Genomic DNA, 21,412 nt, shown 5'->3' with positions numbered 1-21,412 from the left:
GCACTATCACTACATAGACACACTGTTGAGTTCTCAAACACCACCCAGAAACACAATCAACCAACAAAAACGCTGGCCAACCCGCATCCCCGGCCGCCGCAACCTCCCGGAAGCAACTCCCCCAGCCTAGCTCATCCGATCGGAGCAACGCAAACCGTTTCTCCGTCGGCGAGTCGGACTAGATAGTCAGCTCCCGTTTGTGTGGTGAGAAGGAACCGATTCCTTCTGGAATCTCGCCCCGCTCCCTTGCGGCCCCAACTAAGTTACACACTTCCAAACAACAAGCCAAATCGCCTGGTCAACGCCCAATTCGCGTTTTCGGAGGAGGGCGTGAATTCACCCAGTCTCGGCGGCGTGCAAGTCGCGTTCGCAGAGGGGGCGCGGGGCCTCCGACGTCATAAATGACGAAAGTGGCAGGGCGAAAGCCCTGCCACCTGCAAAAACGGTGAATACGGCGACCAATCGGCATTGGTCCGCTGCGAAAACGGAAGCGAGCCGGCGCTGGACGGAGCTTGTTCACCCTCCGGACACCTTCGCCGCGATCCGAGATGACTATTCGGTGTCTTCGCGACGAATTATTCCGCCGAGACTCTGCACGTGCTCGACGAACGACGGATAGCCGCGGTCGATATGGTGCACCTCGCAGACCTCGGACTCGCCGTCCGCGCACATCGCGGCGAGAACGAGACCGGCGCCGGCGCGAATATCGGATGCCCACACGGTCGCCGAGTCGAGGCGTTCGCGACCGACGATTCGCGCGTGGTGGCCGTCGGTCTCAGCGTCCACGCCCATCCGCACCATCTCCTCGACGAAACGGAAGCGGGACTCGAAGATGTTCTCGGTGACCACGCTCATCCCCTCGGACACCGCGGCGAGTGCGATCGCCATCGGCTGGAGGTCCGTGGGGAAACCCGGGTACGGCATTGTCTGGGTGTGGATGGACTGCGGCCGCCCCTCCTGGACGACACGGATGCGGTTCTCCCCCACCTCGATTTCCGCGCCGACACCCCGCAGGCGCTCGAGCGGAACGTGGACGTGCATCGGGTCGACGCCGGTAATCGTGACGTCGCCGCGCGTCATGAGCGATGCGAACACCCACGTCGCCGCGACAATTCGATCGCCTATCACCCGGTGCGAGACTGGCGAGAGCGAATCGACCCCCTCGATCTCGATCATGTTTGTGCCGGCACCCGAGATCTTCGCGCCCATCTCGGACAGCAGGTCGCAGATGTCGATGATCTCCGGCTCGCGTGCTGCGTTATAGAGGACTGACTTGCCCTCGGCGAGTACCGCGGCGGTGACGAAGGTTTCCGTAGCCCCTACCGACGGGAAGCTGAGCTTGTATTCGGAGCCGACGAGCTTCTGGGCGCGAGCCACGACTCGGCCGTGGTCCATGTGCGTCTCGGCGCCGAGATGATTGAGGCCGCGCTGGTGCATATCGAGCGGGCGGTTGCCGATCGCGTCGCCGCCAGGCATCGCGACGACGGCGCCGCCGGTGCGACCGACGAGCGGACCGAGCACGCACACCGAGGCGCGCAGCTTCTGGACCGATTTGTCGGTGGCCTCGTTCGAGATCTCCTCGGGCGTATCGATCGTCACGACATCGCCGGAAACCTCGACCTCACATCCGAGGAGGCGCAGAACCTTCGCCATCGCCGGTACGTCGGCGATATCGGGGCAGTTCGTCAGCGTCGTGCGGCCCGGCGCCATCAACGCCACCGCCATCAATTTGAGAACACTGTTCTTCGCGCCGGTGACCGGGATCTCGCCGACCAACCGCACCCCGCCCTGTACGAAAAAGCTTTGAGACATTTGCCCTGCAGCGCTACTCACGATGTACACACTATTAGAAATCGGCGCCCCGTACCGATCTCGGGCACGGGTATCGTCCTAGGCATGGCTGTTCACCTGACCCGCATCTACACCCGTACCGGCGACGACGGCACAACGGGACTGTCGAATTTCGAGCGCGTTGCCAAGGACGACGCCCGGCTTACCGCCTACGCGGATTGCGACGAGACCGGTGCGGCCATCGGCATCGCTGTGGCGACCGGTGACCCCGAACCCGGGATTCGCGATCGCCTGGTCGCCGTGCAGAACGATCTCTTCGACGCCGGCGCGGACCTCTCCACACCGGTCGAGGCCGAACCGAAGTATCCGCCGCTGCGCATCACGCCGGAGTACATCACGAGGCTGGAGGGATGGATCGACGAGTACAACGACTCCCTCAAACCACTGAATTCCTTCATCCTCGCCGGCGGCACCCCGCTCGCCGCGCACCTGCACCTCGCCCGCACGGTGTGCCGCCGCGCCGAGCGCAGCGCGTGGACCGCGGCGCGGGAGAACCCCGAGACGACCTCGGCGCTGCCCGCGAAATACCTCAACAGGCTCTCCGATCTCCTGTTCGTCCTGTGCCGCGTCGCCAACGACGGCGATGACGTGCTGTGGTCCCCCGGCGGCAATCGCACCAAGGAATAACACCCGTATATGACGGCGGAGGGGCGAAGATCCAGGTGGTCGGATCTTCGCCCCTCGTCGATCTCGTCTCCGCGGCGCGGTAGGCGCGCCGGACGCCCCGGGTGCCCGGCCTACGGAAGTGCGCCGATGCGCCGAGCCGCGTTGACCGCCTCGTACCGCGTGTGCGCGTCGAGCTTGCGCATCGCCGAGCGCAGGTAGCTTTTCACGGTCTCGGCCCCGATGCCCATGATCTGGCCGGTCTCGATATTGGTTTTGCCCTGCGCGACGCAGGCGAGCACGTCGAGCTCGCGGCGAGCGAGCTTCGCCGCCGTCACCGACGAGGTCGGGGCGACGAGGTCCGCGGCGATCGACTCCAACTCCATCCGCGTCAACGGGTCCTCGGTGCGCGAGGACAAGACGCGGAGCTTGGCGTGGGTTTCGCGCATCCGCTCGTGAATGAGCGCCGCGTCGAAATCGGACGAGGACGAGCCCGTATCGGGTGATCCCGTGCCCAGCGTGCTGGGGACGGCGCGTACCGCGCCGGATCGGCCGGCGCCGCCGCCGTCCAGCGCGTCGGCAACCGCGAGGTGCTGCTCGAGGCGGCGGCCGACCGACGTCATCTCCGCGAGGGCCTTCTCGCCGAAGCGGACGTTGGTCCGCATGGCGACGTACAGCACCGCGCGGACCGAGTCGCCGACGATCGCCGGGATTGCGGCGAGGGAGCGAATGCCCTCCTGCCGCGCCAGGTCGTCGTACTCGTGACTGATGACGCCCGAGCGCAGATATTCGGTGACGCCGAACGGCTTGCCCGTGGACACGACGCGGCCGCCGACGCCACTGCCGGGCTGCACTTCGACGTTGAGTTCCTTGATGGCGCTGAATCCGATGGACTCGCAGAGGTGAAGCACCTTGTTATCGGCGACGTAACCACCGAAGACGATCAGCACTCCGGTGTTCTTCCGGAGGTCTTCAAGAGCGGCCCGCACGGCGGCGCGGTCCCTGTCCTTCCGGGCTCGCGCGCCTGCTGACAGGCCGGTTCGCGTATCACTCATTGCGACTCCCTCGAAACACTTCCGACCCAAGATGGCGAGATTTTCAACCATCGTCGGAAGACCCTTCGCTACCCACTATAGGGGGAGGAGTACCCCCACACAAAACATCGGGTTGACGTGTGGCATTTTTTCTTATGTTTGCCACATGCTATGCCGAGAATGCCCCCACATATAGATAGAGTCGGAAACAAAAGCGCAGCTTATTGATTAGCGTTGCCTAAGTCAGGGGGTATTGGCAGGATCCTGAGAGTCCGGGTCCTCAGGATCGGAAAGCATCGTCGCTGCTCCGGTGACGGGGGTGGCACGATCGTCGTCGTAAATCCATCCCTCGGTGTCCGTCGCGAACTCCGGCGCGACAAGGTAGGGCTCCAGCACTAGCGCGTCCTCGGGTCGGACAATTTCGGACTCGCCCAACTGCGCGGCATCGAGGCCGGCTTCGGTGCTGGCGGGCAGATCGATTCCTATGACGACGACCTGCGTGGAATCGCCCGGCTCACTTCGTCCCCGAGAGCGCACGTCGAGCATGTCGCCGACCTTGCTCATCTCGTAGGTCCATGGGCCGTCCTCTGAGGCGAGAACAACCGATCCCTTTGCGCGGAAGACGCCCGCCGGCAGCGCGGAGACCGCAGACAGGAAGCGGCGCGGGTGAAGCGGGCGCTCCGGAGCGAGCACGCACGAGGAGTACGCGTCGTGGATGTGCTCGTGAGCGTGTTCGTGCCCGTCGATTGAACGGTCCGCACTCCCCCGGTCGGCGTCCGCCTGCGCGGCTGCGCCAAAGAGAAGGCGCATGTCGACGTGACCGCGAACCGCTCTGGTGAGCGGGGTGCGCGGCGCCTGCTCACGCAGGAACTCGCTCACCTCCGCGTACGCGTCCGCATCGAGGAGATCGGTCTTGGTCAACACCAGCAGGTCCGAGATCGACAGATGCCTGGCGAGCTGCGGATGGCGCTCGATCGTGGAGCGCACGTGCACGCCGTCGACGACGTTGACGAGTCCGCCGTAGGAGATCAAATCTCGCGGCTGGCGGCGCACAAGAGTCGCGAGAACCTCGGGCTCTGCAAGCCCCGACGCCTCGATGACCACGAGGTCGAGGCCGTGCTCTGGACCGGCGAGGTCCGCGAGCGCGGTGTCGATCTCGGTGATGTCGATCTCGCAGCACATGCAGCCGCCGGCGAGCGAGATCGTCGAGTCCACCCGCCCCGCGACCGACAGCGCGTCGACCTCCACCGCGCCGAAATCGTTGACCACCGCCGCGACTCGCAACCCGGACAGGCCGGAGAGCAGGTAGTTCAGCAGCGTCGTCTTGCCGGCGCCGAGAAAGCCCGTGAGCACGAGGACCTCGAGCGGGTCCCCGGGCTCCCTGGCCGGTGGCGCCCACGCGTCCTGGGGCACTAGCGATCCCACTTCGGCTCGCGCTTTTCGTTGAACGCCGTCATACCTTCCTTGTGGTCTGGCGTGCCGAACATGGCGTAGAAGTTCGCCTGTTCGTATTCGAGCCCCTCGGCGAGCGTGGTCTGCAGTGCACGCGCGGTGACCCGCTTCGCGACCATCGCGGAGTACTTGGACTTCGATGCGATGGTCTCGGCGACCTCCGTGGCCTCGGAAAGCAGATCGTCGGTGGGCACGATGCGCGAAACGAGCCCCGCGCGCTCGGCCTCCTCGGCGCCGATGGTGCGCCCGGTAAGGATCATGTCCATCGCCTTGTACTGTCCCACCGCGCGGGTCAGGCGCTGGGAACCGCCCATACCGGGGATGACGCCGAGGTTGATCTCCGGCTGGCCGAACTTGGCATTTTCTGCGGCGATGATGATGTCGCACATCATCGCGACCTCGCAGCCGCCGCCGAGCGCGTAGCCGGACACCGCGGCGATAAGCGGGGTGCGGGCGCGCGTGAGCCGCGACCAGTTGCCCATGAAATCCTCGGTGAACGTCCCGGGGTATTCGAGCTCGGCCATCTCGGCGATGTCTGCCCCCGCGGCGAACGCCTTCTTCGAGCCGGTGACGATGATCGCGCCGATGTCCGGGTCGACGTCGAGCGCCTCGACGGCCTCGGCCATCTCGCGCTGCACCGTGGTGTTGAGAGCGTTGAGCTTGTCGGGGCGGTTGATCGTGACCGTCGCGACCCTTCCGTTCACCTCGACGAGGATGGTCTCGAAAGTCCGCTCCTGAACGCTGTTCGACATCGCATTTCCTTTCGTTGCGGCGCGCCGGCGCTCACGTTGGCGCCGGCCGCCGCCCGTTGGCCGGGAAGTGGTAGAGCCGATACTAGGCGCTTACTTCGCCAGTGGTCCGCCGTCCCACAGCCCCGACCGCGTGACCTCGCCGAAGTCGACCTCCGCAGGCTCGGCCTCGGGCACCAGCGGGGTGTAGCGCACAAGCGAGCCCCAGTCGCGGTCCCAGTCGTTGTCGAGGTACGTCGGGACGGTCTCGCCTTCCTGGGTGAGCTCGATGAATCCGAGCGGACCGCCGCCGTCCCAGCCCTGCCAGTTGTCCGTGACCGCAGCGAGGCCGCGATCGGGAAGGATGCGGTACTCGGGCAGCTCGTGGACGCCCGCGAACTCCTTGAAGGGACGCACACACGGGACGTGGAACGCGACTGCCCAGTCGGGCAGGACCGGTGCGGTGTCGCCCACGAGCTCCTGCATGGTCTCGGTGACCGGGATTCGCGGAGGGGTGAGGGCGATCCACCAGTCGGGCTCGGCGTTGTTGTCCTCGGCCACCACGCGGACCGCGGTCGCCTCCGCCGGAATTTTGTCGAACGGTACGCGGAGGTTTCGCCACGACGGGGCGGGTCCGACGTCGATCGGCGAGACCTCCCCGGTTGCTTCTGCCTCCGGTCCGGCCTCCGGTTCCGTCGTGTACTCGACGTGCACGGCCTTCTTGGAGAACTGGCCGGCCGCAGCGATGGACAGCAACGGACCACGCTCGGCGGGATCGGGCAGTGCGTACCAGTCGGTCTCCAGCGCGCCGGAGATCTGGACGGCGCCGGACTGGTAGGAGCCGAGGACCGGCGTCGTCTCCGGGTCGAGACCGAACGGCAGCTTGGTGCGCGAGCCGTTGATGCCCTCGACCGCGGAAGTACCGCCGCCGGTGCCGGCGGTCGTCGTCGTGTCGTCGCGGGATTCCTCGGTCCGAGGACCGCCGGTGCTTTCGTCGGCGTCCTCGCTCGAGGACAGGTCGCTGGGGATCCCGTTGGGATCGAATGCCTCGGATTCGTTGGTCTTTCCGAGTCCGTCCCCGCGATCGCTGTTCGCCGGCGTCAGCATTCCCTGGTTGGGATCCGGTTCGGCGAGGACCGCATCCGCGATGCCGCATTCCTCGCCCTGCATTCCGCGCCAGTTTTGCTGCGCGACGGAGTAGCCCGGTGACTGGACGCGCACGGCATAGAACATCGAGGCGACGATGATGAGCACGACGAACCCGGCAGCCAGGCCGAGCGGCGCGTTGGCAACCTCACGCACGAGGTTCTTGAACTTGCCGCCGGAGTGGTCTGGCGGGTCGGACGGCGTGATGAACACCTCGCGGTAGTGCAGGTACAGCGCCGCGGCGAGCGTAAGGAACATCAGGCCGAAGAACACCTTGTACAGCTCGATGCCGGCGATCGTTGGCACTATGCCACCCCACGGGATGCCGTAGATCGAGATGTACCACCAGCCGTTCGGCGAGGTGAAGCTCAGCGCGAGCACGAACAGCACGCCGGCGAGGAAGAGCACTCTGTTGCGCAGCGAACGCGTCGCCGCAGGCAAGACTGCCAACGTGACGAGGGCTCCCAGGAGCGCACCGATCGACGCGAATGCACCGAAGTGGTGGGTCCATTTCGTCGGGTTGAACGCCATGAAGGCGATCGAGAGCACTGCGAGGCCGAGGATGCGGCGGCTCGGACCGAGCGCGACCCCTGGAATCCGCGCCTTGCGGAACAGGATGATGCCGCACACGACGATCGCGAGGATCATCGCGAGGATTGCGAATCGGCGCGCGAGCGAGCCGTCCGGCGTCGGCTGGAGCAGCCACTGGTAGCGCCAGTACTCCTCGTACCACTCGCCCTTCGGCCCGACCTGGCCGAGTAGCGAGGACGATTGCAGCGTCCCCTTGAGAGGCTGGTCGAGGAAGATGAGGTGCAGCACCGCCAGCCCGGCCGCGCCGAGCGGCGCGATAGTCGCGAGCCATCCGTCCCGTTTCGCGCGGCGCACGATCAGTACGAGCAGCGGCCTGGAGGCGGCGATGATCGCGGCGATACAGAACGTGCCCGTCGGCGCGGCGGACAACGTGAACGCGCCCGCGATGAACGCGAAGGCGGCCGGCAGTAGCCTGCCCGTGGCCAGCGCGCGCTCGAGCGACACCCACGTGGCGATGACGCCGAAGGCCACGATCGGCTCGGGGCGGATTCCGTTGTTGTACGTCAGCCAGAAGGCGAGGAACACGGCCGCTGCCGTCCACCTCACCGCCGCGTGGTTGCGCGCGGCGACACCGAGCCGCGGGATCACCTCTCGCGAGATTAGGAACCATGTGGCAAAGGCGAGCAGCAGTGTCGGCAGACGTAACCACACGCTGGCCAGGGTGAACTGGCTGATAAAGGTGTAGATGTAATACGGCATGCCGAACGGCGCATAAGGTGCGCCGAAGTAGCGGAACACCTCCGGCATATAGCCCGAGGACAAGGCAGAGCGCGCCTCGGTGAGGATATAACCGTCGTCGGACGTGTTCGCGCCGATGAAGTGCCACAGCAGCAGCGCGGCCATGACGAGCAGATCGAGCGGCCTGGGCTTCCACCACCCCTTCGGGGCGAAGCGTCTCGCCCTGCGCCCATCGCGCATGTCCAGCCTGTGCAACGCAACCAGCGAGACCATCACCATCGCGATGCCCAGCACGATGGCGATTTTCTTGAGCAGCGTCGGATCGGTAGTGTACCGCGAGTCGACCTCGATGTCCACCGCCAACCCGTCGGGTGCGCTGCCCTTCAGATCTGAATAGACGCCGACAACCTGCGGGCGCACGTCGTCCTGTGTCGACCCGGCGTACGGCTCGCCATCCTCGTCCTGCATGCCGACGAACTCGGCGACCGTCAGATTCGCGTCCGAATGCACGCGTATCTGCGAACATGCACCACTTGTGACGTCGGAGAGCGGGGCCGTCGCGATGAGCGCGTTTCGCGAACGCACCTCTACCTGGGAGCCGGCTACGGCCACGGACAGCCCGCGGGCGCTCGCGTCCGGCGCCTCCGCCGGGGCGGTCGACACGAGGACGTTGCCCTCGCCGTCCTCGAGATCCCCGACCGCCGAACACGGCACGGTGATATCGATGTTCTGCGGGTAGTACGCGACAAGCGGAAGCGTCACGGGATTGACGTCCTCGTCCTGCGGCCAGGACACGTTCGACGTGGTCTGCAGGACCGGCAGCATCGGAACGACGATGGCCAGAAGGATCCCGATGAGCCCAAAGGCGGCTGCTACGTAACCTGTTACTTTCGAATGCCCCTTTTGGGCCGGGTCGGCAGCGATGAGGCCGCCCCGTCTCGGGTTTTTTGGCATGCCCTACAGGTTACGTGCCAGAGTCCGGCGGTTCGAAAGCGCCTCGCGCGTGTTCGGCGCTTGAAATCGTCAACATTTCCTCGCCCCGAAATGCAAAAACCCGGCAGATGCAACTGCCGGGTTTAAACATGAACTTGTGGCCAGGGCCGGGATCGAACCGGCGACCTTCCGCTTTTCAGGCGGACGCTCGTACCAACTGAGCTACCTGGCCGGAAGATCCCAGGTGAACCCGGAACCTTTTGCGACCCTGACGGGACTTGAACCCGCGACCTCCGCCGTGACAGGGCGGCGCGCTAACCAACTGCGCCACAGGGCCGTGCTGCTTGCGTCGGACCGTTACCGGACCGGGCGTTTCGCACGGATTAGAACTTTAGGCCACGGCTTCATAAAAACACAAATCGCCAGCAAAAGACAGGGAAAACGGCCGAACCCGACTACCCCGATGCCGTCACGACGCCGACGAATACCGGGGCCATCACCGCCGTCACCAGCATGTCGATTGCGCGCTTGATCGCCGGCCCGATATCGCCGCGAGTCTCCAGCGATTCGATGGCGACCTTTACTTCCTTGCGCGACATCCCCCGCACCTCGTCCCGCAGAATCCGGTGCATGGTCGATGTCCCCTTGAGGATGGATAACTCCACCGCATCGGCCGGTCCTGGCTCGCCGCCGCGCAGCACGTGCGCAAGCCGCGCCCGCAGGTGCTGCTCGGGCAGCGGGTTCTCCATCGGAAACTTCGGCCCGACGAGTCCACCGAGCTTCGCATCCACGAGGCCGAGGATCCCGGCGTCGTGCAACGCGCGTCCGGTGCGCTCCTCGAGCTTCAGCGAGCGCACACCCAGCAGCTGCGACAGCTTGACCTGCTTACCCTTACCGACAATCCGCTCGTGGAGGTACTCGAGCATCGCGTCGTGGGCCGGATGACCGACCGGACGCGAGTCGAGCAGCGCCAGGCGCGGATCCTTGCGCCCGTCGAGTTCCACCCGCTGGGCGAGGATCAAGTCGGCGACGACGGCGCCGGTCACCGCAAACTGGCGGTACTGCGCGAACACGCCGCCCTTATCGGCGGTGTACAACAGAAAGATTTCGTCGGCGATCATCATGCCTGCGACGTTACGAAACCGATCGCAGTCCCGGATCCCCCTTGAGTCTGGTCTTTCGCCGCACCTTTCTCACCACCCCTCCGTCTGACGACGGAGAAAGGTGAAAATGCACGAAACCCCGGGTAACAGAGTGCCTGCTCCCGGGGCTTTCCAGATGTACCCCCTACGGGATTCGAACCCGCGCTACCGGCGTGAAAGGCCGGCGTCCTAGGCCGCTAGACGAAGGGGGCGCGCCACGTCCGACGAAAAGCCGGTCAGCAGCGGGAGTAAGTCTAAACGACGAACACGCGACTTTCCCAACCGCCCGCCGAACTCGCCGGGTTTTCCGAAAGTTCCCGACCTCCGTTTCGCTCCTCCGCCAGGCTCGGATCCCGTGTTTGGCTGCTCGAATCCGGAATGTATTGTGTTTTGTGCCCCTATAGCTCAGTTGGTAGAGCTACGGACTTTTAATCCGCAGGTCGCCGGTTCGAGCCCGGCTGGGGGCACCACTTCCACACTTCCGGCGCATCGGTATCCCTTCTGCCCTCCTTTTCGGAGAAGCGGAACATCTCGCCCGATTCCCGGTTCGGCCGCGCCGCTCTCGATACCGTCATCCACATGAATGCCGCGCCCCTCGCCCGCAACCGGCCCGACGTCTTCTCGCCCGCGACGATCGGCCCGGCTCGATTGCGTAATCGCATCATCAAATCCGCGACGTTCGAGGGACGCACCCCGCGTGGGCGCATCACCGACGAGCTCATCGAGTTCCACACCGAATATGCCCGCGGCGGCGTCGGCATGACCACCGTCGCGTATCTCGCCACCTCCCCCGAGGGCCGCACCGATCGGCACTGTTACCACTGGGGAATGCCCGATGACGGCGGACTGCGCGCTCTCACCGACGCCGTACACCGCGAGGGCGCGGCGGCCAGCGCCCAGATCGGACATGCAGGCGCTGTCGCGAACTCGCGCTCCACGGGACATACCGCCCTCTCGCCGTCCCGGTTCGTCGCCCCACAGGCAGTCGCCCCCACACGAGCATGCACGCCGGACGACATCGCCCGAATCACCGCCGACCACGCACGGGCGGCGCGAGGCGCGCTGGAGGTCGGCTTCGACGCCATCGAGGTTCATTTCGGCCACAACTATCTCGTGTCCGAGTTCCTCTCTCCGCGCCTCAATCGGCGGCGCGACGAGTACGGCGGTTCGCTCGCCAACCGCGCCCGGTTCGCGCGGGAGATCGGCCGCGCCATCCGCGACGAGGTCGGAGACAAGCTCGGAATCATCATCAAGCTCAATATGGACGACGGGGTTCGCGGCGGCTTCTGGCTCGACGAGGCCGTGCAGGTCGCGCGCTGGATCGAGGAAGACGGCAGCGCCGACGCGCTGGAAATGACGGTCGGTAGCTCGCTACTCAACCCCATCTACCTGTTCAAGGGCGAGGCGCCACTGGAGGAGTTCGCCAAGACCCAGCCGGCCGCGATCCGCGCCGGAATGAAGCTGGTCGGACGCCGGATGTTCAAGGAATACCCGTACAAAGACGCATACATGTATGACGCCGCGCGTCAGATTCGCGAGGCCGTCTCGCTTCCGATGATCCTTCTCGGTGGCATCGTCGACCGCGCCTCCATGGACCTGGCGATGGCCGGCGGTTTCGAGTTCGTCGCCATGGGGCGCGGCCTTCTGCGCGAACCCGATCTGCCGCGCCGATTGCTCGCCGACCCGGCCGGGCGCTCGCTGTGCGTTCATTGCAATCGCTGCATGGCGACGATCTACTCGGGTTCGCGCTGCGTACTTCGAGAGGGAGGCCCGCCCACGACGGCTCGCTGATACCCGCGGCCGCACGGGCCACCACTACCTCGCGTGCAGCTAGTACCCCGCGGGCGAGCGATCGTGGCGTGCGTAGTCGACGCGAAGTGCGCGGGCGGCTTCGGCGTCGAGGCGGATGCAACGTCCGGCGTCATAGGTGAAGACGGGATCGTCGACGAGCCAGGACTCCTGGCGCAACACCGGTTTGGCGATCTTGCGCGTCGCCGTGGTCGGCATGGCCTCGAGCAGGCGGATGAAGCGTGGGCACCACAGGCGGCCGAGATCGGGCTGGGCGGCGAGGAAAGCGGCGAACGCGTCGGGGTCGAATTCATGGCCGGGAAGCAGCTGGAGGGCGGCCATCACGGCGTCGCCGGTGCGCGGATCCGGCACCGGGTACACGGCGACGACCACGGCTCCGGGGAAGCGGGAGAGGATGCGCTCGACAGGCGCGGCCGAGAAGTTCTCCGAATTCACACGCAACCGGTCCCCCGAGCGCCCCGCAAAGTAGAGGAAGCCGGCTGCGTCGGTGTAGCCGAGATCGCCCGTTCGGTATGCCTCGCCCGAAATGCGCTCGGCGCTTGCCTCGGGGTTCTTGTAATAGCCCTCGAACAGCCGCGCCCCGGTGCGGTTGACGATCTCGCCGATGGCCTCCCCCGGGTTGGTGAGCGCCCCGTCGGCGTCGAAGTTCGCAGGCGGGCATTCCTCGCCGCCGGGGCCGAGGATCGCGATGTCCATATGCTCCCCGGACCGTCCGAGCGCGTCCGGCGGGGTGTCCGGGGTGCGCTGGATGACGGCTCCGCCCTCCGACGAGCCGTAAGCCTCCGACGGGGCGACGCCGAAGCGCCGTTCGAATTCGGCGCGGTCGTGCGCGGACGCCTCGGTGCCGAAGACGATGCGCAAGCGAGTGTCTCGCTCGAGCCCCGATTCCGGGACGGCGAGGATGTATGCGAGCGATCGGCCGACGTAGTTCACGAAGGTCGCCCCGAATGCCCGCACATCGCCGAGGAAGTGGCGTGCCGAGAACCGCTCGCGCATGGAGAACGCGCACCCCACCGCCACGCACGGCGCGAACACGCCCATGATCGCGTTGCCGTGGAACAGCGGCATCGCCGAGTATGCGACGTCCTCCGGAACGAGCCCGCGGAAGTTGACGTGTCCGAGCATCGCCAGTCGCCCGGTACTGCAGATGACCGCCTTCGGCGCGCCCGTCGATCCCGAGGTGAACATCAGCGATAGGTACGTGCCCTCGTCGCGCCCTGCGTCGGTGAACTCGCCCTCCGGGTCCGCGGCCGCACCGGCGTGGGCGTCCAGTTCTCGCCGGTATTCGGCCGAGTCGATCTCGATCGGTGCCCTCTCAAGGCCCAGGTCCCGCTCCGGATCGAGCCCGGAGAGGTGCTCGCGTCCTGGGGTGGACGTGAGGAGCACATCGCAATCCACGCCGCGGATATCCGCCGCCAGTTCCGGTCCCCTGCGGGTCGGGTTCACTCCGATAATCGTGACGCCGGACAGCGCCGCCCCGCCGAGGAGGAAGAGGTATTCGGGGAAGTTATCCAGGAGCACGCCGACGTGCAACGTCCGGTGCCGCGGTTGCTCCCGCGCCTCGATCCGTGCGCTCGCCTCGCGTGCGAGATTCCCGAGCAGCGCGGCGCGAACGGCGCATTCGCGGACGAACTCGTCCCACGTCCAGCGCTCCTGCTCGAACAGCAGCCCGGGTCGGTGGTCGCCGAGCCGCGCGAGAATCATGTGGCCGAACGTCGGATGACTCATCTGGTGCCCGGGATTAAAGTCCGCCATGCCGGCCCACGATAGCCCTCCCAGTGCTCCATTTGGCGCCCGTGCACGCTGCGCGGAACAATGGACTACATGACCGCGACAGACGTGAAGGATCCCGCCCCCGCCGTCACCACTTTCGATGGTGCAGCGCCGGGGCAGTCCTCTGCGCTGCGCATCGGCCCCTTCGATCTCGCGTCACCGGTGGTGCTGGCCCCCATGGCCGGAGTCACCAACGTCGCGTTCCGCACGCTGTGCCGCGAGCTCGAGCGCACCTCGCAGGGCTCGGTGGCCGGACTGTACGTGTGCGAGATGATCACCGCACGCGCGCTGGTGGAGCGCCACGAAACGGCGATGCACCTGGCGACGTTCGCTCCCGACGAGTCTCCGCGCTCGATGCAGCTGTACACAGTCGACCCCGAGTACACCTACCGCGCGGCGAAAATGATCGTCGACGAGGACATGGCCGACCACATCGACATCAACTTCGGCTGCCCGGTGCCGAAGGTGACCCGTAAGGGCGGTGGTTCGGCGATTCCGTTCAAGCGGAAGCTATTCCGCTCTATCGTCGCGGCCGCGGTGCGTGCCACCGAGGGCACAGACATCCCGGTGACGGTGAAAATGCGCGTCGGCATTGACGACGAGCACCACACCCACCTCGACGCCGGTCGGATCGCTGTGGAGGAGGGCGCGGCCGCCGTTGCGCTGCACGGCCGCACGGCGTCACAGCGCTATTCCGGGGAGGCCGACTGGACGCAGATCGCGCGTCTGGTCGAGCACATCAGGGCGCTCGGATCGGACGTGCCCGTGCTCGGCAACGGCGATATCTTCTCCGCTGACGACGCGGTGCGGATGGTCGACGAGACCGGTTGCGACGGCGTGGTCATCGGACGTGGTTGCCTCGGCCGGCCGTGGCTCTTCGCCGAGCTGTCGGCGAAACTGGCGGGCCGCCCGGTCCCGACGCCGCCGAATCTCGGCGAGGTCGCCGACATCATGTACCGCCACGGAGAACTGCTGGCGGCGTTCCACGGCGAGGACAAGGGAATGCGCGAGATCCGCAAGCACATCGCGTGGTACCTGCGCGGCTTCCCTGCGGGCTCGGAAATGCGTGTCGACCTCGCGAAAGTATCGGCGCTGTCGGATCTGCGCGAGTTGCTCGACCGGCTGCCTGCCGACGAGCCATTTCCCGCGGACGGTTACGGGCCGCGCGGGCGCCAGGGCTCGCCCGGCAAGGTGCTGCTCCCCGAGGGCTGGCTGGACGATCCCGAGGACGATTCCGTGGCACTCCCGGGCGCCGAGGTCGAGAACTCCGGCGGATAGACCGGAAAAGCCAAGCCGCCTCGGCACGTTCATGCAGCATTTACCCGTATTTAAGGCGCTTTGTCGTTGGGGAACGTAGAATTTTCTAACATGCGCGAAGGATTTACTACCCAGCTGACCGAACTGGCGGCCTCGATGGCCAACATGTGCTCGGTCGCCACAGACCTCATGGAAGAGGCCACCTACAGCCTCCTGCAAGCTGATCTCGCCGCCGCGGAGAAGGTGATGTCCAGCGAGCAGGTCTTGTCTGCACAGTCCCGGGCGACGGAGGAGAGCGCGTACTCGCTGCTCGCCCTCCAGGCCCCGGTGGCTTCGGATCTACGTCAGGTTGTGTCGTCGATCCAGGCGATCCAGGACATCAACCGCATGGGCGCCCTCGCTCTGCACGTCGCGAAGATCTCGCGTCGCCGCCACCCTGATAAGGCCATCCCGGAACCGCTTTCCGGCTACTTCGCCGAGATGGGCCGTGTAGCCGTCAATCTCGGCCGCGCTGCGACCGAGGTGATGATGACCCGCGACCTCACCCAGGCCGCGAGCCTCTCGGAGCAGGACGACGCGATCGACGATCTGCGCCGCCACCTGTTCACGCTCCTCACCGTGCGCGAGTGGGACCACGGCGTCGCCGCGGCCGTCGACGTCACGCTTCTCGGCCGCTACTTCGAGCGCTTCTCCGACCACGCGGTCGAGGTTGCCGAGCGCGTCATTTTCCTTACGACCGGCCAGCTTCCCAATTCGTCGGTCAACCAGGAGGTCTCCCCCAACGACGACGCTCCCAAGGAAGAAATCGTCGCCGAGTTCGAGCGTCGCCAGAAGGAACTCGAGGATCGCCTTCGCGACAGCGGCACCATTTAGACCAATCCCCTGCGGCTTGACCGCATCAGACCCCAAAGGCCGGGACCCAACGGAGGGTCCCGGCCTTTGTTGTGCGCGGCCCCCTTCGGGCCACGCGCTCGGCCCCGGCTGTCGAAATGGGTGAGGGGCCCTGCCCGCGCATCTCGCGCGTGCAGGGCCCCTCGGCCGGCTTGTCGCCGACGGCCTAGCCGAAGCGGCCGGCGATGTAGTCCTCGGTCTCCTTGAGATCCGGGTTCGAGAAGATCTTCTCGGTCGGGTTGTTCTCGACGAGGTGGCCGGGCTTGCCCGTGGCCTCGAGGTTGAAGAACGCGGTCTGATCCGACACACGTGCGGCCTGCTGCATGTTGTGCGTGACGATGACGATCGTGTAGTCGGTCTTCAGCTCGCTGATGAGGTCCTCGACGGCGAGCGTCGAGATCGGGTCGAGCGCCGAGCACGGCTCATCCATGAGAAGCACGGAGGGCTCGACGGCGATCGCGCGAGAAATGCAAAGACGCTGCTGCTGACCACCGGACAGGCCGCCGCCCGGCTTGTCGAGGCGATCCTTGACCTCGTCCCACAAGTTCGCGCCGCGCAGGGACTTCTCGCAGACCTCGTCGAGCTTCGACTTGCTGCGCACGCCCTGCAAGCGGAGACCGGCGACGACGTTTTCGCGAATAGACATCGTCGGGAACGGGTTCGGGCGCTGGAACACCATGCCGATGGTGCGGCGCACGGCGACAGGGTCCACGTCCTTGCCGTTGATGTCGACGCCGTCGAGGAGGATCTTGCCCTTGGTGTAAGCCCCCGGGATTTCCTCGTGCATGCGATTGATGGTGCGCAGGACGGTGGACTTGCCGCAGCCCGACGGACCGATGAAGGCCGTAACCGAGCGAGGAGCCACCGAGAGATTGACGTCCTGCACGGCGTGAAAGTCGCCGTAGAAGATATTGAGATTCTCGAGATCGAGTCGCATTGCCATGTCTGGGAATTCCTTACTTCGAAGAGGTCTTGGGCTGCAGGGCCTTCGCGGCCGCCGTGGCCAAGATGTTGGCGATGGCGATGAGGATGATGAGCGTAAGAGCCGCACCCCACTGGCGCGCAACACCGGTGTCGGTGGCGTTCGAGCGCTCGTTGTAGATGAGCAGCGGGAGCGAAGCCATGTTGCCTTCGAAGGCGTCGTAGTTGGCACGCGAGGAGTAGCCCACAAGCACGAGAACGGGAGCCGTCTCGCCCATGACGCGGGCGACGGCGAGGAAGATGCCGGAGATCATGCCCGACAGTGCGGTCGGGATGACGATGAACACGATCGTCTTCCACCGCGGGACTCCGAGAGCCAGTGAGGCCTCGCGAAGCTCATCCGGGACGAGCTTGAGCATTTCTTCGGTCGAACGGATCACGAGCGGAAGCATGAGGAGAACGAGGGCCAACGCGACGGCGAAGCCACTCTTGCGCATGCCGAAGGTCGTCATCCACACGCCGAAAATGAAGATCGCGGCGACGATCGAGGGAACACCGGCGAGGACGTCGACCATGAAGGTCGTCGGCTTCGCGAGCTTCGACTCGGAGAACTCGACGAGAAGAATACCGGCGAGAACACCGAGCGGAATCGCGATGATCGAGGCCATCAGCACCTGCACGACGGAGCCGTAGATGGCGTGGAGCACGCCGCCGGCGAGCTCGTTGTTGCCGATACCTCGCATATCTTCGGTCCACCATGCGAGGTCGAGGATGACCGGGAAACCGTCGACGATCACCTTGTAGAGGAGAGCGACGAGCGGAACGAGGGCGACGAAGAAGCTCAGCGTGAACAGAACCGTCGCCACATTGTTCTTCACCTTCCGACTGCCGGCAGTCGGGATGAAGACGTTCTCCGGCTTGGCCGGCTGAGAAAGTTTTTCGGTAGCTGTAGTCGACATTATCCGTTGACCTTTCCGCCGGCGAACGCACGGGCGATGCCATTGACGACGAACGTGAGGATGAACAAGACCAGACCGGCGGCGATGTACGCGCCCGTCGATATCGGGTCGTTGAACTCCGCAGCGCCGGCGGCGATCTTCGAAGCGAAGGTCGAGCCACCATCGAACAGCGAGTAGTTGGTCAGGCGCTGAATTTCTTGGGTCGCGGCGGGAGTCGCACCGAGGATCATGAGGACGGCGATGGTCTCACCGAGCGCACGACCGAGCGCGAGCATCGAGCCGGCGATGATTCCGGACTTCGCGTACGGGAAGCACGTCATCCGGATCTTCTCCCAGCGCGTCGCGCCGAGCGCCATAGCCGCTTCCTGCTGCAGACCAGGCGTCTGGCGGATCGTCTCTCGCGACATAGAGGTGATGATCGGCAGGATCATCACGGCGAGAACGATCGACGCGGTGAACACCGTATTACCGATGAGCATGATGTTGCCGTCGCCGAAGAGGAAGAACCAACCGAGGTTACGGTTGAGCATTTCGGCGAGCGGGGTGAGGAACGGCGCAAGGACGAGTACGCCCCACAGGCCGTAGATGATCGAAGGAACAGCGGCGAGCAGATCGATCACGGCCGAAAGGGAGCGCGACAGCTTCGGCGGAGCGTATTGCACGAGGAACACCGCGATACCGACGGCGACGGGGACCGCGAGTAGCAGTGCGACGACCGAGCTCATCACCGTGACGATGAACATGTCGAAGATGCCGAATCGGAAGGACTCAGGATCGGTGCGGTGACCGTTGGTGTTCCACTCGCCGCTGAGCAGGAAGTTGGCGTTGTTCATGTTCAGCGCCTGCCAGCCCTGAACGGCGAGGACCACGGCGATCATCGCCACGAGGACGACCACGATCGCAGCGGCGATCTGGGTGCCTATGCGGAACGTCGCGTCCTGTTTACGGGAATCGTTCTTCCCGGAGCTCAGTGGCGACTTCGGGGCGTTTTTGGCGCCACCTTTGCCGGCGGAGTCCGAGTCCTTGGTCAGGGACTTGGAGCCACTGTCTACATCGTCGTGAACAGTCATCTGTCCTTCAATCCAAATCGGTGTGTATGCGCGTGAGGTGCCGGGCAGCTTTTCTTGCGGCTGCCCGGCACCGGGTCACACGCAGCGTGGGTCCGCGGACCTACGCCTCGATGGCATCGATGGCCGTGGTGAGCTTCTCGCGGAACTCCTGCGGGACCGGGATGTAGCCCTCGTCCTCGAGCTGGGCCTGGACGTCTTCCGAAGCGGCAACCTTGAGGAACTGCTTCACGGCCTGGCCGGTCTCGACGTCCTCGTACTTGGAGCACACGATCTCGTAGGTCGGCATGACGAGCGGGTACGCCCCGGCCTCGGTGGGCTCGTAGAACGACGCCGTGTCGATCGCGAGGTCGTTGCCTTCCTCGTTGACCAGCTGCGCGGTGTCGATGGTCTTGCCGACGGTCTCGGCATTGAGCTCGACGCCCTCGTCCTCGCTGGCGCTCGTGGTGACGTTCGCGATGTCCAGGTTCTGGCCGGTGGCGAAGGACCACTCGGTGTACGTGATCGCGCCGTCGGCGTTGGCGATCGCGGAGGCGACGCCGTCGTTACCGTTCGCGCCCTGACCGGTGCCGCCCTGGAAGGTCTTGCCGGCGCCGTTGCCCCAGGCATCGCCCGCGGCGGCGTCGAGGTACTTCTGGAAGTTGTCGGTGGTGCCCGACTCGTCCGAACGGAAGATCACGACGATGTCGGTGTCCGGGATGTCGACGCCCTCGTTGAGCTCGGCGATCGCCGGATCGTTCCACTTCTTGATCTCGCCCTTGAAGATCTGGGCCATGACCTGCGGGCTCAGCGTGAGCGGCTGATCGACGCCCTCGAGCTTGTAGGCGACAGCGATCGGGCCGAAGACCATCGGGAGGTTCCACGCCGGGGCGCCACAGGCCTGCTCGGCCTGGGTGGCCTCTTCTTCCTTGAGCGGCGAGTCCGAGCCGGCGAAAACCGACTGTCCACCGATGAACTCGGAGATGCCCGAACCGGAGCCGTTCGCGTTGTAGTCGAGCTGGCCGCCACACTGAGCGTCGAACTCGTTCGAGAAGACGTTCATCGCGTTGCGCTGCGAGGTGGCACCCGAAGCGGCAATCGTCGAGGTGACATCGCACTCTTCGCCGTCGGCAGTGGTCGTCGATCCTCCGTCGTCACTGCATGCTGCGAGGCCGATGGAAGCAACAGCAGCGATGCCGAGCAGTGCACCTACGCGCTTGGTATTCACGAACATTTCCTCCGTTGTGTATTCGGTCTCTCGCGAGATGCTTGAATCGCAGACCGTGGGCGTTTTCGCTTGACGATGGGCTCGCGCCGACGAACGTTTCCCTGCGCACCCCCCGAACGATCGAAAACGTTTCAAGGCGCAGCGTTCGACGACAGATCACCATCACCGAACCAGTACGCTAAGCAAGCTTTAATAACGCGGCACAGACTGAAGTTGAACGGAAGGTAAATTCCCTGCTGGCAGCCGGAGAATGCTTATGTTCTCGCTGGTAGCAGGGGGAATACGACGCTGAGGGTTCACCCCCACGAGCGATGTGGATCACGCCCTGAGGCGCCTCACGCGCCCTCGGTTCCGTACATGACATCGCGTTTGGTGGTATGGAAACCGAGTTTTTCATATGCGTGCAGGGCGGAAGCGTTGTCGCCCTCGACGTACAGTTCGACCTCGTCGATACCGCGTCCCTCCAGGTAGGCGATGCCGACGGCCGTGAGAAGCTGCCCGAGCCCGCGCCCCTGCGCGGAGGGATCGACTCCGACGACGTAGACCTCGCCGAGCGGGGACTCCCCTGCCTCGACCGGGACGTTCTTCGTCCAGTGGAAGCCGAGCAGGCGCAACGGCTCACCGGGCTCGAGCGCCACGAAGAACCCGGCCGGATCGAACCAATCCACGTCCATCCGCTCGCGCAGAGTCTCCAGCGACCAGCCACCCTGCTCCGGATGCCACGAGAACGCGGCGTTGTTGACGCGCAACACCGCCGAGTCGACTGCGTCCGCGCCGAAGCGCGAGTAGGCCTCGTTGAGATCGAGGACCTCGATGTCGTCGCGCCCCGAGACGCCGGCGCCGCCCGTCCGGGCTCCGAACTCGGACACGTCCGGCGCGTCGCTGCGCTGCCGTGTCATTACCAGCAACTCGCGAACCTTGCCCATCGAGTGGGACGCGGCGATCGCGGCGGCCTCCGGCCGGTCGCCGTGCGCCCAGAACTTCATTTGTGGATGACGTCGGAGCATCCAATCCACCAGGGCCGTCGCGATCCCGCGTCCCCGAAAATCGGGTGCCACGACGAACTCGACGACCTGCCCGTCGTCGGAATCGGAGGCCTGGGCATAGCCGGCAAGCCCGCCGTCAACAAGCGCGAGAACATGGGCGACACCGGGTGCCGGACGCTCCAGAGCGAGCATGGGCTGCTCGCCCAGCGGTGCTACCCCGTCGCTCGCCTCGGCCTCGGCGGCGATACGCCGCACCTCGCCGACCCACTTCGGGTCGAGGGAATTGACCTCGGAGATCTCGAGGTCCTGCGGGAGCCGGTCGGAGTCGGTGGAAGAAGCCATATCCCAACAGTGCCCTCCGCGCGGCCGGCGCGCCAGGGGCAC

At 65.6% G+C, this 21,412-nt stretch carries 16 protein-coding genes and 4 tRNA genes; 5 read left to right on the top strand and 15 right to left on the bottom strand.

Annotation, left to right across the window (positions count from 1 at the left end; genetic code table 11):
* Positions 1-552: 552 nt before the first annotated feature.
* A complete protein-coding gene (gene murA, locus K8V11_RS02975; RefSeq protein WP_303910724.1) occupies positions 553-1,812 on the bottom strand; it encodes a UDP-N-acetylglucosamine 1-carboxyvinyltransferase in 1,260 nt (419 codons plus the stop codon).
* 84 nt (positions 1,813-1,896) lie between these two features.
* Between murA and K8V11_RS02970 the strand changes: the two genes are divergently transcribed.
* The gene (locus tag K8V11_RS02970) at positions 1,897-2,478 is read left to right on the top strand and encodes a cob(I)yrinic acid a,c-diamide adenosyltransferase (RefSeq protein ID WP_303910721.1); all 582 of its coding nucleotides are present in this window, start codon (positions 1,897-1,899) and stop codon (positions 2,476-2,478) included.
* A gap of 110 nt (positions 2,479-2,588) precedes the next feature.
* On the opposite strand, the gene K8V11_RS02965 is transcribed toward K8V11_RS02970, so the two are convergent.
* From K8V11_RS02965 to K8V11_RS02930, 8 genes are all read right to left on the bottom strand, one after another.
* Positions 2,589-3,509 (bottom strand): LuxR C-terminal-related transcriptional regulator, encoded by a 921-nt coding sequence (locus tag K8V11_RS02965; protein WP_303910720.1) that lies wholly within the window; start codon positions 3,507-3,509, stop codon positions 2,589-2,591.
* Positions 3,510-3,731: 222 nt separating this feature from the next.
* Positions 3,732-4,901 carry a GTP-binding protein gene (locus K8V11_RS02960; protein ID WP_303910719.1) on the bottom strand — a complete coding sequence of 390 codons (1,170 nt, stop codon included), beginning with the start codon at positions 4,899-4,901 and terminating at the stop codon, positions 3,732-3,734.
* Positions 4,901-5,692, bottom strand: coding sequence for an enoyl-CoA hydratase-related protein (locus K8V11_RS02955; protein WP_303910718.1), 792 nt, complete (start codon positions 5,690-5,692; stop codon positions 4,901-4,903). The genes K8V11_RS02960 and K8V11_RS02955 overlap by 1 nt, the downstream gene beginning before the upstream one ends.
* Positions 5,693-5,782: 90 nt before the next feature.
* Complete coding sequence (locus K8V11_RS02950; protein ID WP_303910717.1) at positions 5,783-9,037, bottom strand: arabinosyltransferase domain-containing protein; 3,255 nt, start codon at positions 9,035-9,037, stop codon at positions 5,783-5,785.
* A 137-nt stretch (positions 9,038-9,174) separates the two neighbouring features.
* Positions 9,175-9,248 (bottom strand) — tRNA-Phe (locus K8V11_RS02945).
* A 31-nt stretch (positions 9,249-9,279) separates the two neighbouring features.
* Positions 9,280-9,353, bottom strand: a tRNA-Asp gene (locus K8V11_RS02940).
* A 118-nt stretch (positions 9,354-9,471) separates the two neighbouring features.
* A complete protein-coding gene (locus K8V11_RS02935) occupies positions 9,472-10,140 on the bottom strand; it encodes a GPP34 family phosphoprotein (protein ID WP_303910716.1) in 669 nt (222 codons plus the stop codon).
* Between the two features lie 157 nt (positions 10,141-10,297).
* Positions 10,298-10,370 (bottom strand) — tRNA-Glu (locus K8V11_RS02930).
* Positions 10,371-10,552: 182 nt separating this feature from the next.
* Between K8V11_RS02930 and K8V11_RS02925 the strand changes: the two genes are divergently transcribed.
* Both K8V11_RS02925 and K8V11_RS02920 read left to right on the top strand, forming a co-directional pair.
* Positions 10,553-10,628: transfer RNA gene (locus tag K8V11_RS02925), tRNA-Lys, on the top strand.
* 109 nt (positions 10,629-10,737) lie between these two features.
* Positions 10,738-11,949, top strand: a complete 1,212-nt coding sequence (locus tag K8V11_RS02920; protein ID WP_303910715.1) for an NADH:flavin oxidoreductase — start codon at positions 10,738-10,740, stop codon at positions 11,947-11,949.
* 39 nt (positions 11,950-11,988) lie between these two features.
* Here the strand turns inward: K8V11_RS02920 and K8V11_RS02915 are convergent, their stop codons facing one another.
* Positions 11,989-13,722, bottom strand: coding sequence for an AMP-binding protein (locus K8V11_RS02915; protein WP_303910714.1), 1,734 nt, complete (start codon positions 13,720-13,722; stop codon positions 11,989-11,991).
* A gap of 69 nt (positions 13,723-13,791) precedes the next feature.
* Between K8V11_RS02915 and dusB the strand changes: the two genes are divergently transcribed.
* On the top strand, positions 13,792-15,018 hold the full coding sequence (dusB, locus tag K8V11_RS02910; protein ID WP_303910713.1) for a tRNA dihydrouridine synthase DusB: 1,227 nt from the start codon (positions 13,792-13,794) through the stop codon (positions 15,016-15,018).
* A gap of 90 nt (positions 15,019-15,108) precedes the next feature.
* Positions 15,109-15,870, top strand: a complete 762-nt coding sequence (phoU, locus tag K8V11_RS02905) for a phosphate signaling complex protein PhoU (protein ID WP_303910712.1) — start codon at positions 15,109-15,111, stop codon at positions 15,868-15,870.
* A 184-nt stretch (positions 15,871-16,054) separates the two neighbouring features.
* Here phoU and pstB read toward each other — a convergent pair whose 3' ends face one another.
* From pstB to mshD, 5 genes are all read right to left on the bottom strand, one after another.
* Positions 16,055-16,831 carry a phosphate ABC transporter ATP-binding protein PstB gene (gene pstB / locus K8V11_RS02900; protein ID WP_303910711.1) on the bottom strand — a complete coding sequence of 259 codons (777 nt, stop codon included), beginning with the start codon at positions 16,829-16,831 and terminating at the stop codon, positions 16,055-16,057.
* Between the two features lie 13 nt (positions 16,832-16,844).
* Positions 16,845-17,768: a phosphate ABC transporter permease PstA gene (gene pstA, locus K8V11_RS02895; RefSeq protein WP_303910710.1), complete on the bottom strand. Its 924-nt coding sequence runs from the start codon at positions 17,766-17,768 to the stop codon at positions 16,845-16,847.
* Positions 17,768-18,838 (bottom strand): phosphate ABC transporter permease subunit PstC, encoded by a 1,071-nt coding sequence (gene pstC, locus K8V11_RS02890; RefSeq protein WP_303910709.1) that lies wholly within the window; start codon positions 18,836-18,838, stop codon positions 17,768-17,770. The genes pstA and pstC overlap by 1 nt, the downstream gene beginning before the upstream one ends.
* Positions 18,839-18,938: 100 nt before the next feature.
* Entirely contained in the window at positions 18,939-20,042 is a 1,104-nt protein-coding gene (gene pstS / locus K8V11_RS02885) for a phosphate ABC transporter substrate-binding protein PstS (RefSeq protein ID WP_303910708.1), read from the bottom strand.
* A 335-nt stretch (positions 20,043-20,377) separates the two neighbouring features.
* A complete protein-coding gene (mshD, locus tag K8V11_RS02880) occupies positions 20,378-21,370 on the bottom strand; it encodes a mycothiol synthase (protein ID WP_303910707.1) in 993 nt (330 codons plus the stop codon).
* Positions 21,371-21,412: the final 42 nt, after the last annotated feature.

This window comes from Dietzia timorensis, from assembly GCF_020742175.1.
In the GTDB taxonomy this organism is placed as follows: Bacteria; Actinomycetota; Actinomycetes; order Mycobacteriales; family Mycobacteriaceae; genus Dietzia; species Dietzia timorensis_A.
Note: the sequence above shows the minus strand (reverse complement) of the source record. Positions and strands in the feature narration are given on the sequence as shown.

Bases quoted from the DNA above. Each gene is read 5' to 3' on its own strand.
- murA (WP_303910724.1), bottom strand. From the start codon at position 1,812: ATGTCTCAAAGCTTTTTCGTACAGGGCGGGGTGCGGTTGGTCGGCGAG.
- K8V11_RS02970 (WP_303910721.1), top strand. From the start codon at position 1,897: ATGGCTGTTCACCTGACCCGCATCTACACCCGTACCGGCGACGACGGC.
- K8V11_RS02965 (WP_303910720.1), bottom strand. From the start codon at position 3,509: ATGAGTGATACGCGAACCGGCCTGTCAGCAGGCGCGCGAGCCCGGAAG.
- K8V11_RS02955 (WP_303910718.1), bottom strand. From the start codon at position 5,692: ATGTCGAACAGCGTTCAGGAGCGGACTTTCGAGACCATCCTCGTCGAG.
- K8V11_RS02950 (WP_303910717.1), bottom strand. From the start codon at position 9,037: ATGCCAAAAAACCCGAGACGGGGCGGCCTCATCGCTGCCGACCCGGCC.
- K8V11_RS02935 (WP_303910716.1), bottom strand. From the start codon at position 10,140: ATGATGATCGCCGACGAAATCTTTCTGTTGTACACCGCCGATAAGGGC.
- K8V11_RS02920 (WP_303910715.1), top strand. From the start codon at position 10,738: ATGAATGCCGCGCCCCTCGCCCGCAACCGGCCCGACGTCTTCTCGCCC.
- K8V11_RS02915 (WP_303910714.1), bottom strand. From the start codon at position 13,722: ATGGCGGACTTTAATCCCGGGCACCAGATGAGTCATCCGACGTTCGGC.
- dusB (WP_303910713.1), top strand. From the start codon at position 13,792: ATGACCGCGACAGACGTGAAGGATCCCGCCCCCGCCGTCACCACTTTC.
- phoU (WP_303910712.1), top strand. From the start codon at position 15,109: ATGCGCGAAGGATTTACTACCCAGCTGACCGAACTGGCGGCCTCGATG.
- pstB (WP_303910711.1), bottom strand. From the start codon at position 16,831: ATGGCAATGCGACTCGATCTCGAGAATCTCAATATCTTCTACGGCGAC.
- pstA (WP_303910710.1), bottom strand. From the start codon at position 17,768: ATGTCGACTACAGCTACCGAAAAACTTTCTCAGCCGGCCAAGCCGGAG.
- pstC (WP_303910709.1), bottom strand. From the start codon at position 18,838: ATGACTGTTCACGACGATGTAGACAGTGGCTCCAAGTCCCTGACCAAG.
- mshD (WP_303910707.1), bottom strand. From the start codon at position 21,370: ATGGCTTCTTCCACCGACTCCGACCGGCTCCCGCAGGACCTCGAGATC.